This window comes from Crystallibacter permensis, assembly GCF_025960875.1.
Lineage (GTDB): Bacteria > Actinomycetota > Actinomycetes > Actinomycetales > Micrococcaceae > Crystallibacter > Crystallibacter permensis.
This window is the reverse complement of sequence record NZ_JAODLR010000002.1, coordinates 289,185-302,348: the sequence shown is the minus strand read 5'-3', so window position 1 is coordinate 302,348 and position 13,164 is coordinate 289,185. Positions and strand designations below refer to the sequence as shown.

Genomic DNA, 13,164 nt, shown 5'->3' with positions numbered 1-13,164 from the left:
TCCTTACGTCGGCGGCCGCCTCACCAAGGATACGCGGACCGGATGAACTCCTTGTCGGTATCGGACAGATCCGAGTTCAGGCCTGCCGAAAAGCCGTCCAGGGTCCAGGACTGCGGGAGGGGATACATCATGATCGAATCCTTGTCCGTGTCCGTCCCCGTGACATCCTGCGCGTTGTACTTCTTGAAAATGTTGTTCTCGATCGTCTGTTCATCCCAATTGTTCGGCGGTCCGGACAAATCCGCAATGACCGCTGCACGGTTCCACTGGATCGGCTTCTCCGGGTTCTGGTGCTCATGGATCAACCCGACCGCGTGGCCGAACTCGTGCAGCACGACCCGCCGGACGTCGTCGTCCGTTGAATCTGGCGTGAGCCACCCATAGTTCATGGTCGGCTCGTCTGCCGGGATCTGCTGGGCATGGGTCCCGAGGAAGGACCATGAGCCGTTGCCCTGCTGGAACGCGATCCGGATATCCGCTTCCGATCCATCCTCCAGGAACTCCAGGTTCGCCATGTCCGGGCCGGTCCATTCGCGGGCCACATCGATCACGCGCTGCCGCAGCTGGGGGTCGCCTTCCAGGAAGCCCACGGTCAGCCGGGAGACGGTCCATTTAGCTTCGTTGAGCAGCGCCGCCTTGGTATTGCCGGACACGTCCTGAACGGTGCGGATCGTGCAGAAATGGTCCTTGTTGACCCCGTGCTGGTCCATGGCTGTCTCCTTGGGCTGGATTGGGAATGGGCTCGGTGTAGCAGGAAGAGCGTTACTGGCGCGTTACTGCGGCGTTATCGGAGTAGCCGCAGAACGACGGCAAGTGGCTGCGTAACGCAACCACTCGCCGTCGTCCGTCTGGAAGCTGAAGGTCAGGCGCCGCTGCCGTCGGCGTTCCAGTCTGCATAGCCGCTTGCCTCGGTCTGATCGACCTTGCGGTGATAATGCATGCCGGCCTTGCCGCCTAGTACAGCGGCCACAAGCGAGAGCAGCCCGATGCCGATCAGCACCACTATTCCGCCGGTTGTCATCGTCCCCTCATTGAGAGGAACCCCGGGGAAGCTGGCAAGGAGGGCCGGGACATCCAGTTGCGCTCCGGACACCGTGCCGGTCACGGTTCCGAGCGCGGCGATAATCCCCGCTACGACGACGGCCCAAAGCCAGACGGCGACACCCTGCCTGGCTCCGTCGTAACGCGCCATGCGGCCGGCGACGTAACCGCCGGAAAAGTAGGCGAGGAAGGTGATGACGGCCAGAATCACCGCACCGATGATGCTAATGCTCTGCAGGCCTTGTCCCGCTTGTTCGGCAAGGAGGCTCGGGTCGGCGCTGCCGGCGATGCCGAAGAGGGCGCCGATCGCGGCGGCGAGTCCGGCCAGCAGGACGAAAATGCCGGTGGCTGTCATCCAACCGAAGAAAGCGGAGCCGATCTTCACCCCGCCAAGCCTGGTTGGCCGTGCCGGATGGTCCCGGTGGCTTTCGTAGTGGCCTGCCCCAGCGGCTTCTGCTTTCATGGCAATCTCTCCTACGGGTCAAGGGCCTCACAGCCCTGCTGCACGTCCCTAAATTCCAGATTAGGCGCGCCCGAATAGGGCCCACAAGCACAGTTATGCAGTCGTGATTCGCGCTGGAATTCTTGATGCGGCCGTGACGCCGAGCAGAACGCAGCGGCGGATGGCTGCGAAACGCAACCACCCGTCGTCGTACTTAGTTTGTGGCGAAGTCCAGGGTCACTTCATTCCCGACGCGAGCTCGTCTAGCGGATGCTCGCCAATTCACCTGTGGCCGGGGCAAGGTTGGTGGTGTTTGGGCGAAACATCTGCTTGCCACAGTGTTCTTCCACGAATGATCCCAATGTTCGGTGACCAAAATTTTTGTAATCTCCGTCAGGCCAACGTTTACGGAGTAGAGTGCCTAACCCAGCGCCTTGTACGCGACCATTAACAGTGAGTGTGGGATCCTTTTTCAGGAATGCGTCGATCGACTGTTTGTATTCGGTAATGGTCGGAATGCGACTGGTCTCGGCCGTTACGCTACTTTCCGCTACCGCTCCGTCATCCAGCTGAATCGTGTGAAAGTGATCGGCCGCTGAGCGTAAGAGCTTACTGACCCTGCCAGAAGCAAAATGGGATGTGGTGACAACCATCGTGTATTTGCCCAAGACGTGAAGCCGCCTTATCAGAGGGATATACCCGCCATCACCGCTGACGATGACAAAAACGTCGACCCACGGGGAATCGGTTGCGACCTCAAGGGCATCAACCACGAGTTCAATGTCTGCAGCGTTTTTGACATCTTGATTGAACGAAAAGACCTGAACGGGCTCGACGCCGTTTTCCAGCATTTCCCGTCGATAGGCCGCCATGTCAGCTCTGCCCCAGTTGGCGTACGCCCTCGTTAAAGCAACGAGTGATCCTACGCCGTGGCTTTGAACCACATTTTGTACTTCTCTAACTATGCTGCCGATGGGAACCGATTTGACGTCCTTTTGATACCCACCCATGAGGTTTTCCATGTCTAGGAAAACCGCAACGTTGCGCTTGGGCGGTGCCCCCGAGTGATCCATATTTATTCTGCCCCCACATTGAAATAAATGTTCTTTGGATCGTACATGGGGCAGGCGGAAGCTGGCTAAGTCCAAGGATGGCGACACGTTGTGTGGGCATGACTGCGGCGTTCCAAGATGTGCGCAGTGGGTTGCGCTGCTCGGGGGTCGGCTGGTGAGCGGCAGGGTTGCGTGGAGCCTGTTGTTCCCCAACACGCCAGGCTCCACACGGATTCCCCCCAACCTTCATCAACAAAGCCGCGGCCTCCCCAACGAAGCCGTGGTTTTGTTGATGCGTCACGTTCAGGATAACGATTCAGCACTGCGGATTACTAGGGACTTTGGTCCTAGGCATGACGCGCCGTCATGTGGGAGCCGAAGTGTGGCGGAAGGCCTATTGTCTGCTCGGCGGCACAGGGCCACCATTGGTTCATTCCAACAGTCGAAGGAGGCACTAATGGAAACGTCGGCCTATGCAATCGTGCATTTCTTTCCCGGCGGCACCAAGGACCAGTACGAGGCGTCAGTGGCCGCGGCGCATCCGGGCGAGGGCCAGCGACCGCCGGGGCAGATCTTCCACGCCGCGGGACCGTCCGACGGCGGCTGGAGGGTCATTGCCGTCCACGAGTCGAAGGAAAGCTGGGAGTCTTTCCGTGACAGCACTCTCATGCCCTTGCTGCAGAAGGGTGTGGAGGGCGGGTTCACAACCATGCCGGACGCCACGGAGATCCCGCTCCACAACCTGCTGATGTAGGTGCGCAGAGACGGAGGCGGTGCCCGGCGGAAAGCCGGGCACCGTCGTCGTTATGGCATGGAGGCCAACTCGGGTTAGCGGCCGGTCCAGGCTCGGTCGTTGATGAATTCGCCGGGCCGGAAGTCGACGAAGGCAGCGCCGTCGAGACCCATTGCCTCGGCGTTCTTCTGCAGTACGGAGGTCTTGGCCACGCTGCCCCAGTTGCCGGTCTCCAGCCGCTGGTCCATGGCTTCGACCGAGGCGACGTTCTCGGCGACGGTGAAGCTGCAGTGTCCCTCGCGGTCCACGAAGGCCTGGCGGAACAAGGAGTGCTCGCCGGCCCGGCGGACTGTTTCGGCGTACTCCTCCTGGTACTCCACCGGCGCCAGCAGGTCCACGAGGGTGTGCGTTGCCAGCAGCGGCACCTGCAGTTCGCCGGTCGGGGTGGAGGTGCGCAGCATCCACTCAAGGCCGCGTTCATCGGGCTTGATGTCGGCGGTGGCCGTGATGGTGGCGACGTCCTCCGACAGGTCGAGATCTGTCAGACCGTACATATGCTTCACCTGCTTGCGCTGGTCCGAGGAGCGCAGAAGCTTGGCGTAGTCGACGCCCGCGGTCCAGCCGCTGTCCCCGCCTGCCGCGTTCACGATGGTGTGCCGGCGCTCGATGACGGTCGGCAGGGTGTCCAGCACCAGATTTGCCTGGGCGGCTGCCAGCGCTTCCGGATCCGTCAGGTCGACGTCGTCGAGCTCGGTGGGAGTGTTCAGCAGCGCCGCCACGAGTGCGATCCGCGCCCTTCCCTCGGTTGAATCCGTGGCTTCCTGCAGCGCTGCCTTTAGGCTGGTGATGGCCGCGTCGGACTGCTCCGGCGCGGTGAAGCCGGTCAGCCGGATGTCCTGCCGGGGGAGGAGGAGCGCTGCCGCCGCGTGCGCCGCATCGAGCTGGTAGTTGTTCAGGGCCACACCGCCGCCGACCAGGCCGCAGGTGCTCACGGCGCCGTCGATGCCGGCTCCCGGAATCTCGGCCATCATGCTGGTCACGAGGCCGCCCATGGACCGGCCCACGGCAATCACGCGGTCCGCTTCGCCAAACTGCTTCTCGAACGCGGCCATAGTGTCGAGCTGGTCCTGCGCGGCCGTCTCCAGCGCCCAGCCGGTTTCAGAGTACGACGACGATGCGACGGCGTACCCGCGCTTGATCAATTCTGTCGCGGTGGGGGCGAAACCTTTGTCCCAGGCTGGGTTGTCGATGCCGCCGCGGAAGCCATGGGCGAAGAGCACCAGCTTGCCGTTCCAGTCCCCGGGCACCTCGGCGCGCCAGGTAGCTCCGTTGTCGAGCGTCCCGGTGGCGACGGTGGACGGTACTTGCTGCGCATCGGTGTCGGTTGCGGTGCCGGCGTCGGATGCCGGCGGAGCAGCAACGGCGGCAGGGGAGAAGGACGCGGCGGCGAGCAGGACTGAAAGTGCGGAAGTTGAAACAATCGTGCGGCAGCGTTGACGCATGGTGCGGGGCATAGGTGACCTCACTGTTTGATCGTTTAATCGGACAACTAATGCTTATCCGAATGGTTGAAGAAGTCAATGGTTGGCCGAGGCTCTCTTGTGCTCTGGCTTGCGGCAGGATGGAGGGCATGTTCTCCGACCTCCGGCGTGGCCGTACGGTCGTTTTGTCCGTGGCACATGATCTACTGGCTGGAAATCATCGGAGGAGGAGAAGTGTCGCGTACGGTCAGCAGGTCAAACTCGACTCTTAAGTTAGACCGCGAACGGATTCTGGCACGGCTGGGACTGTCGCTAAAGGAGTTCAGAATCGCGGTCTATTCACGACCTCTGACCCCAGGGGAGTGGCGAGCCAGAGAAGAACTTGAGGAGATCCAATTTCTCTTAGGGCATGCCGGCTTTGCTGAGTGACTAACACGCGGTCAAGGAAGGGAAAGACTGGGGTTTAACTGGGGTATGAAAGCTTTAAGTGAAACGTTACGCTTCTCCCGGGGGAAGGGTCTCGGCTTGCCGGGCACTCACCTGCGGATCGGAGCCGGCATCGCGGTTCCGCTGTTCTATGAGGGGCGAAACTGTGAAAGAACGTTTTGTTGCGCTGGCGGCTGCCGGAATACTGGCAGCGGGGTTCATCATCCCGGCTGCGACGCCGGCCTACGCGGGTGACCAGGCAACCGGCTCGACCACAACCGACTCGACGTCGGTGGCCACGGACGATGCGGCTGGCAGCTCTGCTCCGGCATCTGTCCTCGCCACACCTGATCCTGCGCCGTCCGGAGCAGCGGACGCTGCTGCCGAACCGGTTGTGAAGCTGGAAATCCTTAAGCGCGACGACGGCGACCCGGAGCTCAAGTTCGAAGGCCAAGCCACCAACGCGGCCGGCAATGCCGTGGAACTCCAGGTGCACTGGGACGGCGAGTGGGCGAAGCTATGGACCTCGGACGCTCTGGAATCTGGCGATGAGGCGTTCCAGCGTACGTTCAAGTTCACCGAAGCCGCCGAACTCCGGTTCCGCGCCGCCGTCGAAGGCAGCAAGACGGTGTCCGAGATTGTGGAAGCGGCCTGGATCGATGAGGCGGCGTCGACAAAGCCGGCTCCCGATGCTACCGGGTCCGCTACGGTCCAGCCGGCCAAGGAAGCTCCGCTGATGGAAGTTCCGGAAGCGGACGAATCAGCTCCGGCCGCCGATGCCGCGACGCCTGCCCCGAGCACTGGCGTTCCGGAATCGGAAACGCCGGCACCAGTTCCGACCACGGAGGCTCCCGCGCCGACGCCCACTGAGGAAGCTCCGTCCACGGAGACCCCGGAGACAACACCGACCACCGAAGCACCTGCGCCTGCCCCTTCACCCACCACTACTACCGAAGCCCCGGTCACCGTCAAGGCCACTCCGCAGCCAGTCGTGAACAGTGTCCTTCCCACTATTTCCGGCAGCGCAGTCCTGGGCCAGACCCTGACCGCCAAGGCCGGCACCTGGACCACCGGCGCCACCTTCACCTATCAGTGGCTGCGCGAGGGCCAGCCGATCACGGGCGCCACGGCCACCACTTATAAGGTGACCACCGCCGACGCAGGCAAGCGGATCAGCGTCCGCGTGACCGGAACCAAGTCCGGCATGACCGCCACCTCCGCCACCTCGGCGCTCACGGCCAAGGTCATCCTGGGCACGGTGGCCAACAGTGTGGCCGCGACCATCAGCGGCAGCGCACTCGTGGGCAGCACCCTCACCGCGAAGGGCACCTGGACCACGGGCACCACCCTGGCCTACCAGTGGCTGCGCGACGGCCGGAACATCACCGGTGCCACCGCCGCAGCCTACAAGGTGACCACCACGGACGCCGGGACGAAGCTTTCGGTGCGGATCACGGGCTCGAAGACCAACTACCGGTCCCGGACGGTTACCACGGCCCAGACCGCGATCGTGGCCTACCCGGCCGCGCCGGGCACCTTGACCTACCGGAACTACACCGCGCCCAACGGCCTGACCAGCCAGTACCACGTCCTCGGCAACAACGTGGATACCTCGCAGCCGGTGGGCATTGTGTTCGTCTTCCACGGCGACTACAGCTACCCGGCGCAGTCCTACGTCCACCAGCCCACCGGCTCGATCATGAAGGGCATGGCGGCTGAGGCGGCCAAGAAGAACATGATCATGGTCCCGGTGATCACCCCGGACAAGGTCGGCGGCATCACCTGGTGGGAAGACATCGACCGCAACGGCGACTATTTCCGTTCGCTCGCGGCCATGCTGACTGCAAAGTACGACGTCGACGCGAGCCGGGTCTGGTTCCACGGCTACTCCGGCGGCGCAGAGTTCACCAGCATGGAGGTGCTTTCCGACCGGCAGAACTGGATCAAGGGCGGCGGCGCCACCATCGTCGGCGGCGGCGGATACCGGAGCATGCCCACTGCCCCGTCCACCGCGGTCAAGAACATGAACGTTAACTGGATCGCCGGCAGCCTGGACGGCCTGGGCGGCACCACGCTGGCCACCTGGTCCGCGCTTGGCACTGCCCAGCGTGCCGAGCAGATCTACTCCGACAAGGGCTTCACCAAGACCACCATGACGGTCCTGCCCGGCGTCAACCATTGGTCCTACGACATGCCGGCACTGCTGGCCCGTGACCTGCGGGTGCTGCCGGACCGCCTCCCGGCGGCCAACAAGACCGCGAAGATGCTGCCCGGCGACATTGCCGCGGTAGCCGGCGACGGTTCCTTGTACTCGTACCCCTCCGCCAAGGGCGGCGACCTCGCCCGGCGGACCTTCGTGTCCGCAGGCTGGCAGAGCGCGCTCAAGGTGGATGTGGCGGACTGGAACAACGACGGCGTCCAGGACCTCGTGGCGAACTGGAAGAACGGCCAGCTGACCGTCGACTACGGCCGGGCAACCGGCGGCTTCCAGCGCGCGGTGATCGGCAGCGGCGGCTGGCAGGGCTACGACGTGCTGGTGGCCGACTGGCGCAGGGGCGATAAGTTCCCCGGCGTTATCGCCAAGAACCTGCGCGACGGCAAGCTCTACGCCTACACCAACCCGGCGGGCGAGAAGCACGGGCCGCGCACGCTGATCGGCTCCTCGGGCTGGCGGAACCTGGACCTGATGGCGATGGACTATGACCAGGACGCCAAGATGGACCTGGTGGTCAAGATGACGAACGGGCAGTTGAAGCTGTACCGCTCCAACGGAGCCGGCCGCTTCATTTCCGAAGAGCGCCGGGTGGTCGGCCGGTCCGGTTGGAACGCCATGGGCCACCTCTCGGCCATTCCGAACCATGCGGCCGACGGCGGGATGGGTATCCTCGCCCGGGACATGAACGGAACGCTGTACCACTACGCGGTGACCAAGAACCGGATCAACAAGCGGATCGTCATCGGCCAGGGCGGCTGGGAGACCCTGCGGCTCGGTTCCTGAGCCCAAGCTCATCTATAAATGACGCGCGGTTGCGGTAGGGCAACCAGCGCAACGCATAGGCGGGCGGTTGGCAATTAGCCGGCCGCCCGCCGTCGTGCGCTGAACTGCCCTGGGCAGGCCGCGAACCTACGCGAAGACCGAAGCATCTTCGATTCCGTCATCCTCGTTGCGGAGGTCTTCAAACTCCTTGGAATCGAATTCCTCAGGCTTGATCATCGGCTTTTTTGGACGATCATCGAAGATCAGGCGAGTGACGTCTGCGCGAGCATAGTGACCCGCGGGGTCAACCGTGTTCTTCGCGAGAGCGATCTGGGCGAGGTCAAGGTCTGCATAGACGAGGCCTTCCTCCGTTGGATCCATCGGCTGGCTGATCAGGCCGGAATGCGGACCAAAGATCCGGGCGAATCCGCCGCCACCGGTGTACACCGGAGTGGGACCGCCCTCGGCATCCGGGAACTTTCGGGCGCCCTCGTCGGACATGATCTGGGTGGCCATAATGACGAAGGCGCTGCCCTCCAGAGCATAGGTCTGGGACGCGGCGATGATCGATTCCGGGCTTAGCGCCGGCACATTGCCCAAGATGCCCAGGCATGGCCAACCTGCGACGTGAATTTGCTCGTTCTGTGCGTACATGGCGTACTTGGTCAGCGGCTGAATGTGCTCAAAGCAGTTCAAAGCACCGACGCGGCCGATGGCAGTTTCGACGACCTTGATTCCGCTGCCGTCGCTTTCACCGAAAAGGGTGCGCTCCGCATGGGTGGGCTTGAGTTTGCGGCGGTGTAGGATGATCTCCCCATCCGGCCCGATGATGGCTTGCGCCATGTAAAGGGAGCCGCCGTCCTTCTCGCTAAAGCCCAAAACCACGCTGATCTGGTTCTCACGAGCGGCTTCGCGGATGCGGAGCAACTGGTCGCCGTCCACCGTGATCGAGTTGGCATGGTAGCGAGCCACAAACTCCATCTGCTGATAGACAGGGTAGGACCAGAGGAAGACCGGGTAGCCCGGGATCCAAGTCTCGGGAAACGCCACCAGTTCGGCACCTTCAGCTGCAGCCTGGCCAATCAGGTCGATGGTCTTTTTAGTGGTGCCTTCCGCGTCGAGCCAGACAGGCTCGGCTTGGACTGCTGCTACACGGATTGTCTTTCCCACGATTACTCCTTGTTCATCCCTGATGGATCGGATATTCCGAGACTATGACGCAGCACACTTGCCTGTCGTTGGCGTTTTCTGCACGACATGGTGCATTTCCTGCAGGCGTTGGTACCCTCGTAGGCATTGAACGTCCGCAGTGACGGCGCTTGGGGAAGCAAGAGGGATGAAGATGGCAGCCATTTATGCCTCAGACATTGCGGGATGGCAGGATATTTCCAGTAGCCATTTCGTACCGCTTCGCTGTGCCTCGCCCGATGAGACTTTTAGGGGCAGCCTGGTTCCGCTGCGGTTGGCTGAGGACGTCTCCCTCTGCAGAGTCAGTACGGGGCCGGTTCTGGTGGAGCGGACGGACCGTTTGGCGCAGCGTTCAGACAACGACGACGTTCTTCTCTCGCTTCAGTTGGCGTCCTCAGGAACGGTAAGGCAGCACGGCAGGGCGGCGCAGATCAGTCCCGGTTGTGCCACTCTCTACGAGACCAACCGGCCATATGTCTTGGACCACCTGCAAGCCGGTCAGGAACTGCTGGTGTTGCGTGTCGGCAGAGACCGACTGGGCGTCCGGGACAGGCTGATCTCCGAGCTATGCGGTCGCACGCTCGACGGCCGGATACCGGGCATGGCCGCTTTCAGCGGTTATCTGCGTGGTTTGGCCGAAGATACGGGGATCGATGACTTCGTACGGCCGGACATGGCTCGGGCTGGTGCCGAACTGCTGACCATGGTCCTGCGCTCATTCGCGGGCTTGGAGAGAAACGGCTGGGACAGCGACGCAGCGTTGCTGGCCGCAATGCGTTCCTATATAAAGGATCACTTGGGTAACCCGGCGCTGACTGTGGAAATGCTCGCCCGGGAACACCACGTATCGGTGCGCAAGGTCCATTCAATCTTTTCCGATATCGGGCAAACTCCCGCTGCTGTTGTCCGGGGCCTTCGCCTGAGCCGAGCGGCCTCGATGCTGACTTCCCGTGCTCCTGGGCAAACCGTTGCTTCCATCGGTGCCGCTTGTGGCATTCCGGATCCTACGACATTCAACCGCGCGTTCCTGCGTGAGTTCGGCTGCCCGCCTTCGAAGTGGAAACCTCACGCGTAAACGTACGCGCGGGATTCGAAGCAGGGCGGCTGGGAGACCCTGCGGCTCGGTTCCTGAGCCTAACCAGGACGACATGTAGGCGGGTGGCTGCGCAACGCAGCCACCCGCCGTCGTTGTTTTACGCCGCAGTGTCCGCCGCGAGCCACGAAGTCTTTCCACCCTCCGCATTCCCTGTCATTCTGTAATTGCGGTGCGGAATCCTGGACGAAGGAGAGCGGCGATGGGGTCGGCAGACGGCAAAATTGTGGTTGGTGTGGATGGTTCCGAGGGCTCGGTGGAGGCGCTGCGCATGGCCGCGCGGCTGGCGCCGGCCCTTGACGCTTCCATCCACGCGGTTTCCTGCTGGCATTTTCCCGCGATCTACGAGGGGTATGTGCCGCCGGATTTCGAGGCGTTCGAGGCCTCGACAAAGAAGGAACTCGAGGCCGCCTTGGATCAGGCCTTCGGTGGGAATAGGCCGGCAGACCTGACCACCGAGCTATTGCGCGGTCCGGCGCCCGAGCTACTGGTCGAGGCAGGCCGGGAGGCCGTCATGCTGGTGGTCGGGCGGCGGGGACACGGCGGCTTCCTCGGCATGCACCTCGGTTCGGTGAGCTCCGCCTGCGTATCCCATGCCGCGTGTCCGGTCCTGGTGCTGCACGAGGACGGGAAGATTCACGGCCGCTCCGACCGCGGCCGACGACATCGGGAGCATGACTGATCGAGCGGTATCTAGGCGGTCGCAGTGATGCCCGCGCCCTACCAGCCGGATGCCTTACTGCGGCGATTCGCCCGCCGGAAACTGAGTATGCCTCCGACGATCGCCGCGAGCCCGCCAAGCATTCCGCCCGCAACGGCGCCCTGCGCCATCCCACCTAGGAATCCTTCGCCCGGGATTACCTCGAGCGACGGTGCGGTCAGTATCGGCTGGCCGGTGAACACGGTGTAGGACATTGCGGCGAAGGTCAGCACCATCGCGGTGCCGAAGACGAGGATCCCGACCATCGTCGACCGGGAGCCGGCGTGCTCGGCCAGTTCCTGCATATTGACGCCCCTCCGCTTCGCGTACCAATGGGCCGCGGCCGACGGAATGATCGTCATGACCAGCAGGGCCACAGGTAGGAGCACCAGCCCGAAGACCGAGGCAACGACGGCACCCACGACACCGAGATAGAGTCCGGTCGTCAGCCCGAATGAACTCGACTCCATGAACACGGCCCGTTCACGCTCGTCCCCGTAGGCCGGGCTGTCGAGATCCATGACCTGCTCCGCGACCCGGTCCAGCACGTTCCGTCTGCGTTTCATCTGTCTTCTCCCGTCTCATTCGTGAAGAGTTCCTCAACGGTCCTGCCCAGAGTGCGGGCGATCCGCAGCGCGAGGTATACCGAAGGGGCGTAGTCGCCCTGCTCGACGGCGATGATCGTTTGCCTGCTCACGCCTACCTGCTCGGCGAGCTCGGCTTGGGTGATGCGTTGCTCCTTGCGGCGCTCCCGTATCGGGCTTGCCTCGGCGGCGTCGGACAGTCGGGGAACCATGATCTGATGTTAAGGACCCTTGACATCTAATGTCAAGAATTATTTACATTTCACTGGGAGCCCTCCATTCGGTCATCGGGGCGCCTCTTCTTCAGATCAGAACCGCGTGATTATTCAAAAGCAGCTTTTGGCGTGACGAAGCCGTCCGCCCAGCCGGGTTGGCGGGGCACGGCTCAGTTTGTGTGCAACTACTTGGTGACCTGGAACGTCAAGGTCTGGATGAACTCGCGGCCGTGTTCGTCGGCGACGGTGACTTCGGCGGTGTGCTCTCCGACGGCGAGGTCACTGGGCAGTTCCAGCCGCCACAGGTGCAACGACCGATCGGCAAGGGCGCCGCCAGGCGAACTGCTCCTGGATGAGGCAGGCAGGGAGGCCGTCATGCTGGTGGTCGGGCGGCGGGGACACGGCGGCTTCCTCGGCATGCACCTCGGCTCGGTCAGCACGCCTGCGTATCCCATGCCGCGTGTCCGGTCCTGGTGCTGCACGAGGACGGGAAGGTTCACGGCCGCTCCGGCCAGGGTCGGAGGCGTTGGGAGCACGACTGATTCAGCAACGGGCGTGGAGTCGCTGCCGCTCCGTTCCGAGGTCAAGGACGGCGAACTCTGAGGGCGGACGTCATGCGCTCAGGAGAGGTTGGATGCGCTTGAGTTCTTGTTCGTGTTTGATGGCTTCCACACTGAGGTCATAGCGCGTCTGCAGATTCATCCAGAACCGCTCAGAAGTGCCTAGGGCTCGAGCCAAGCGCAGGGCAGTGTCAGGGCTGATGCCGCGCTTTCCATGAACAATCTCGTTGATGCGGCGGGGTGGAACGGAAATCGCCGTCGCAAGACGATATTGACTAATTCCCAGAGGCTTCAAAAACTCTTCCAGCAGTATCTCACCCGGGTGGATGGGGTCATGAGTGGTGGCCATGGCGGTGTCTCTTTCAGTGATAATCGGTGATCTCGACGTCTGCTGGTCCGGCTGGTGTCCATACGAAGCAGATACGCCATTGATCGTTGACACGGATGCTGTGCTGGCCTTTGCGGTCGCCCTGTAGCTGTTCGAGCCGGTTGCCGGGAGGGATGCGCAGATCGTTGATGTTTTCGGCGGCGTCAAGAAGAAGCAGCTTTCTGTTGGCCGCTCGCTGCAAATCAGGTCCGAGTCGGCGCACATGCATCCGTTGCCATACGCGTTCTGAGTCTTTGTCCGCGAATGACAGGATCATACAACCATAATAACGCTTCGCGTTATTA

General features: G+C 62.7%; 13 protein-coding genes and 1 pseudogene. 5 read left to right on the top strand and 9 right to left on the bottom strand.

Annotated features, from left to right (window positions below; genetic code table 11):
• Positions 1-20 precede the first annotated feature (20 nt).
• The 3 genes from B0G38_RS03760 to B0G38_RS03750 all read right to left on the bottom strand — a co-directional run bounded on the left by B0G38_RS03760 (position 21) and on the right by B0G38_RS03750 (position 2,556).
• The gene (locus B0G38_RS03760; RefSeq protein ID WP_169995221.1) at positions 21-710 is read right to left on the bottom strand and encodes a M12 family metallopeptidase; all 690 of its coding nucleotides are present in this window, start codon (positions 708-710) and stop codon (positions 21-23) included.
• A gap of 152 nt (positions 711-862) precedes the next feature.
• Positions 863-1,504, bottom strand: coding sequence for a hypothetical protein (locus B0G38_RS03755; RefSeq protein ID WP_169995219.1), 642 nt, complete (start codon positions 1,502-1,504; stop codon positions 863-865).
• A gap of 242 nt (positions 1,505-1,746) precedes the next feature.
• Complete coding sequence (locus B0G38_RS03750; protein ID WP_264668211.1) at positions 1,747-2,556, bottom strand: NYN domain-containing protein; 810 nt, start codon at positions 2,554-2,556, stop codon at positions 1,747-1,749.
• Positions 2,557-2,992: 436 nt separating this feature from the next.
• Between B0G38_RS03750 and B0G38_RS03745 the strand changes: the two genes are divergently transcribed.
• The gene (locus B0G38_RS03745; RefSeq protein WP_264668210.1) at positions 2,993-3,289 is read left to right on the top strand and encodes a hypothetical protein; all 297 of its coding nucleotides are present in this window, start codon (positions 2,993-2,995) and stop codon (positions 3,287-3,289) included.
• A gap of 74 nt (positions 3,290-3,363) precedes the next feature.
• Here the strand turns inward: B0G38_RS03745 and B0G38_RS03740 are convergent, their stop codons facing one another.
• Positions 3,364-4,782, bottom strand: a complete 1,419-nt coding sequence (locus B0G38_RS03740; protein ID WP_264668209.1) for an alpha/beta hydrolase family protein — start codon at positions 4,780-4,782, stop codon at positions 3,364-3,366.
• 559 nt (positions 4,783-5,341) lie between these two features.
• Between B0G38_RS03740 and B0G38_RS03735 the strand changes: the two genes are divergently transcribed.
• Positions 5,342-8,173 (top strand): hypothetical protein, encoded by a 2,832-nt coding sequence (locus B0G38_RS03735; RefSeq protein ID WP_264668208.1) that lies wholly within the window; start codon positions 5,342-5,344, stop codon positions 8,171-8,173.
• A gap of 126 nt (positions 8,174-8,299) precedes the next feature.
• Here the strand turns inward: B0G38_RS03735 and B0G38_RS03730 are convergent, their stop codons facing one another.
• On the bottom strand, positions 8,300-9,322 hold the full coding sequence (locus B0G38_RS03730; protein WP_264668207.1) for a carbon-nitrogen hydrolase family protein: 1,023 nt from the start codon (positions 9,320-9,322) through the stop codon (positions 8,300-8,302).
• A 166-nt stretch (positions 9,323-9,488) separates the two neighbouring features.
• On the opposite strand from B0G38_RS03730, the gene B0G38_RS03725 reads away from it, so the two are divergent.
• Together B0G38_RS03725 and B0G38_RS03720 are read left to right on the top strand one after the other, a co-directional pair.
• Positions 9,489-10,415: an AraC-like ligand-binding domain-containing protein gene (locus B0G38_RS03725; protein ID WP_264668206.1), complete on the top strand. Its 927-nt coding sequence runs from the start codon at positions 9,489-9,491 to the stop codon at positions 10,413-10,415.
• Positions 10,416-10,635: 220 nt separating this feature from the next.
• Complete coding sequence (locus B0G38_RS03720; protein WP_264668205.1) at positions 10,636-11,115, top strand: universal stress protein; 480 nt, start codon at positions 10,636-10,638, stop codon at positions 11,113-11,115.
• A gap of 38 nt (positions 11,116-11,153) precedes the next feature.
• Here the strand turns inward: B0G38_RS03720 and B0G38_RS03715 are convergent, their stop codons facing one another.
• The gene (locus tag B0G38_RS03715; RefSeq protein WP_264668204.1) at positions 11,154-11,699 is read right to left on the bottom strand and encodes a hypothetical protein; all 546 of its coding nucleotides are present in this window, start codon (positions 11,697-11,699) and stop codon (positions 11,154-11,156) included.
• Positions 11,696-11,929 carry a helix-turn-helix transcriptional regulator gene (locus tag B0G38_RS03710; RefSeq protein WP_264668203.1) on the bottom strand — a complete coding sequence of 78 codons (234 nt, stop codon included), beginning with the start codon at positions 11,927-11,929 and terminating at the stop codon, positions 11,696-11,698. The genes B0G38_RS03715 and B0G38_RS03710 overlap by 4 nt, the downstream gene beginning before the upstream one ends.
• A gap of 351 nt (positions 11,930-12,280) precedes the next feature.
• Between B0G38_RS03710 and B0G38_RS03705 the strand changes: the two are divergent.
• Positions 12,281-12,474: pseudogene (locus B0G38_RS03705) on the top strand (universal stress protein); the annotation flags it as partial.
• Positions 12,475-12,544: 70 nt separating this feature from the next.
• Here B0G38_RS03705 and B0G38_RS03700 read toward each other — a convergent pair.
• Together B0G38_RS03700 and B0G38_RS03695 are read right to left on the bottom strand one after the other, a co-directional pair.
• Entirely contained in the window at positions 12,545-12,841 is a 297-nt protein-coding gene (locus B0G38_RS03700; RefSeq protein ID WP_264668202.1) for a HigA family addiction module antitoxin, read from the bottom strand.
• Between the two features lie 13 nt (positions 12,842-12,854).
• On the bottom strand, positions 12,855-13,136 hold the full coding sequence (locus B0G38_RS03695; protein WP_264668201.1) for a type II toxin-antitoxin system RelE/ParE family toxin: 282 nt from the start codon (positions 13,134-13,136) through the stop codon (positions 12,855-12,857).
• Positions 13,137-13,164 lie beyond the last annotated feature (28 nt).

Coding starts and splice junctions, on each gene's coding strand:
- B0G38_RS03745 (WP_264668210.1), top strand. CDS start 2,993: ATGGAAACGTCGGCCTATGCAATCGTGCATTTCTTTCCCGGCGGCACC.
- B0G38_RS03700 (WP_264668202.1), bottom strand. CDS start 12,841: ATGGCCACCACTCATGACCCCATCCACCCGGGTGAGATACTGCTGGAA.
- B0G38_RS03740 (WP_264668209.1), bottom strand. CDS start 4,782: ATGCCCCGCACCATGCGTCAACGCTGCCGCACGATTGTTTCAACTTCC.
- B0G38_RS03755 (WP_169995219.1), bottom strand. CDS start 1,504: ATGAAAGCAGAAGCCGCTGGGGCAGGCCACTACGAAAGCCACCGGGAC.
- B0G38_RS03760 (WP_169995221.1), bottom strand. CDS start 710: ATGGACCAGCACGGGGTCAACAAGGACCATTTCTGCACGATCCGCACC.
- B0G38_RS03725 (WP_264668206.1), top strand. CDS start 9,489: ATGAAGATGGCAGCCATTTATGCCTCAGACATTGCGGGATGGCAGGAT.
- B0G38_RS03720 (WP_264668205.1), top strand. CDS start 10,636: ATGGGGTCGGCAGACGGCAAAATTGTGGTTGGTGTGGATGGTTCCGAG.
- B0G38_RS03695 (WP_264668201.1), bottom strand. CDS start 13,136: ATGATCCTGTCATTCGCGGACAAAGACTCAGAACGCGTATGGCAACGG.
- B0G38_RS03710 (WP_264668203.1), bottom strand. CDS start 11,929: ATGGTTCCCCGACTGTCCGACGCCGCCGAGGCAAGCCCGATACGGGAG.
- B0G38_RS03750 (WP_264668211.1), bottom strand. CDS start 2,556: ATGGATCACTCGGGGGCACCGCCCAAGCGCAACGTTGCGGTTTTCCTA.
- B0G38_RS03715 (WP_264668204.1), bottom strand. CDS start 11,699: ATGAAACGCAGACGGAACGTGCTGGACCGGGTCGCGGAGCAGGTCATG.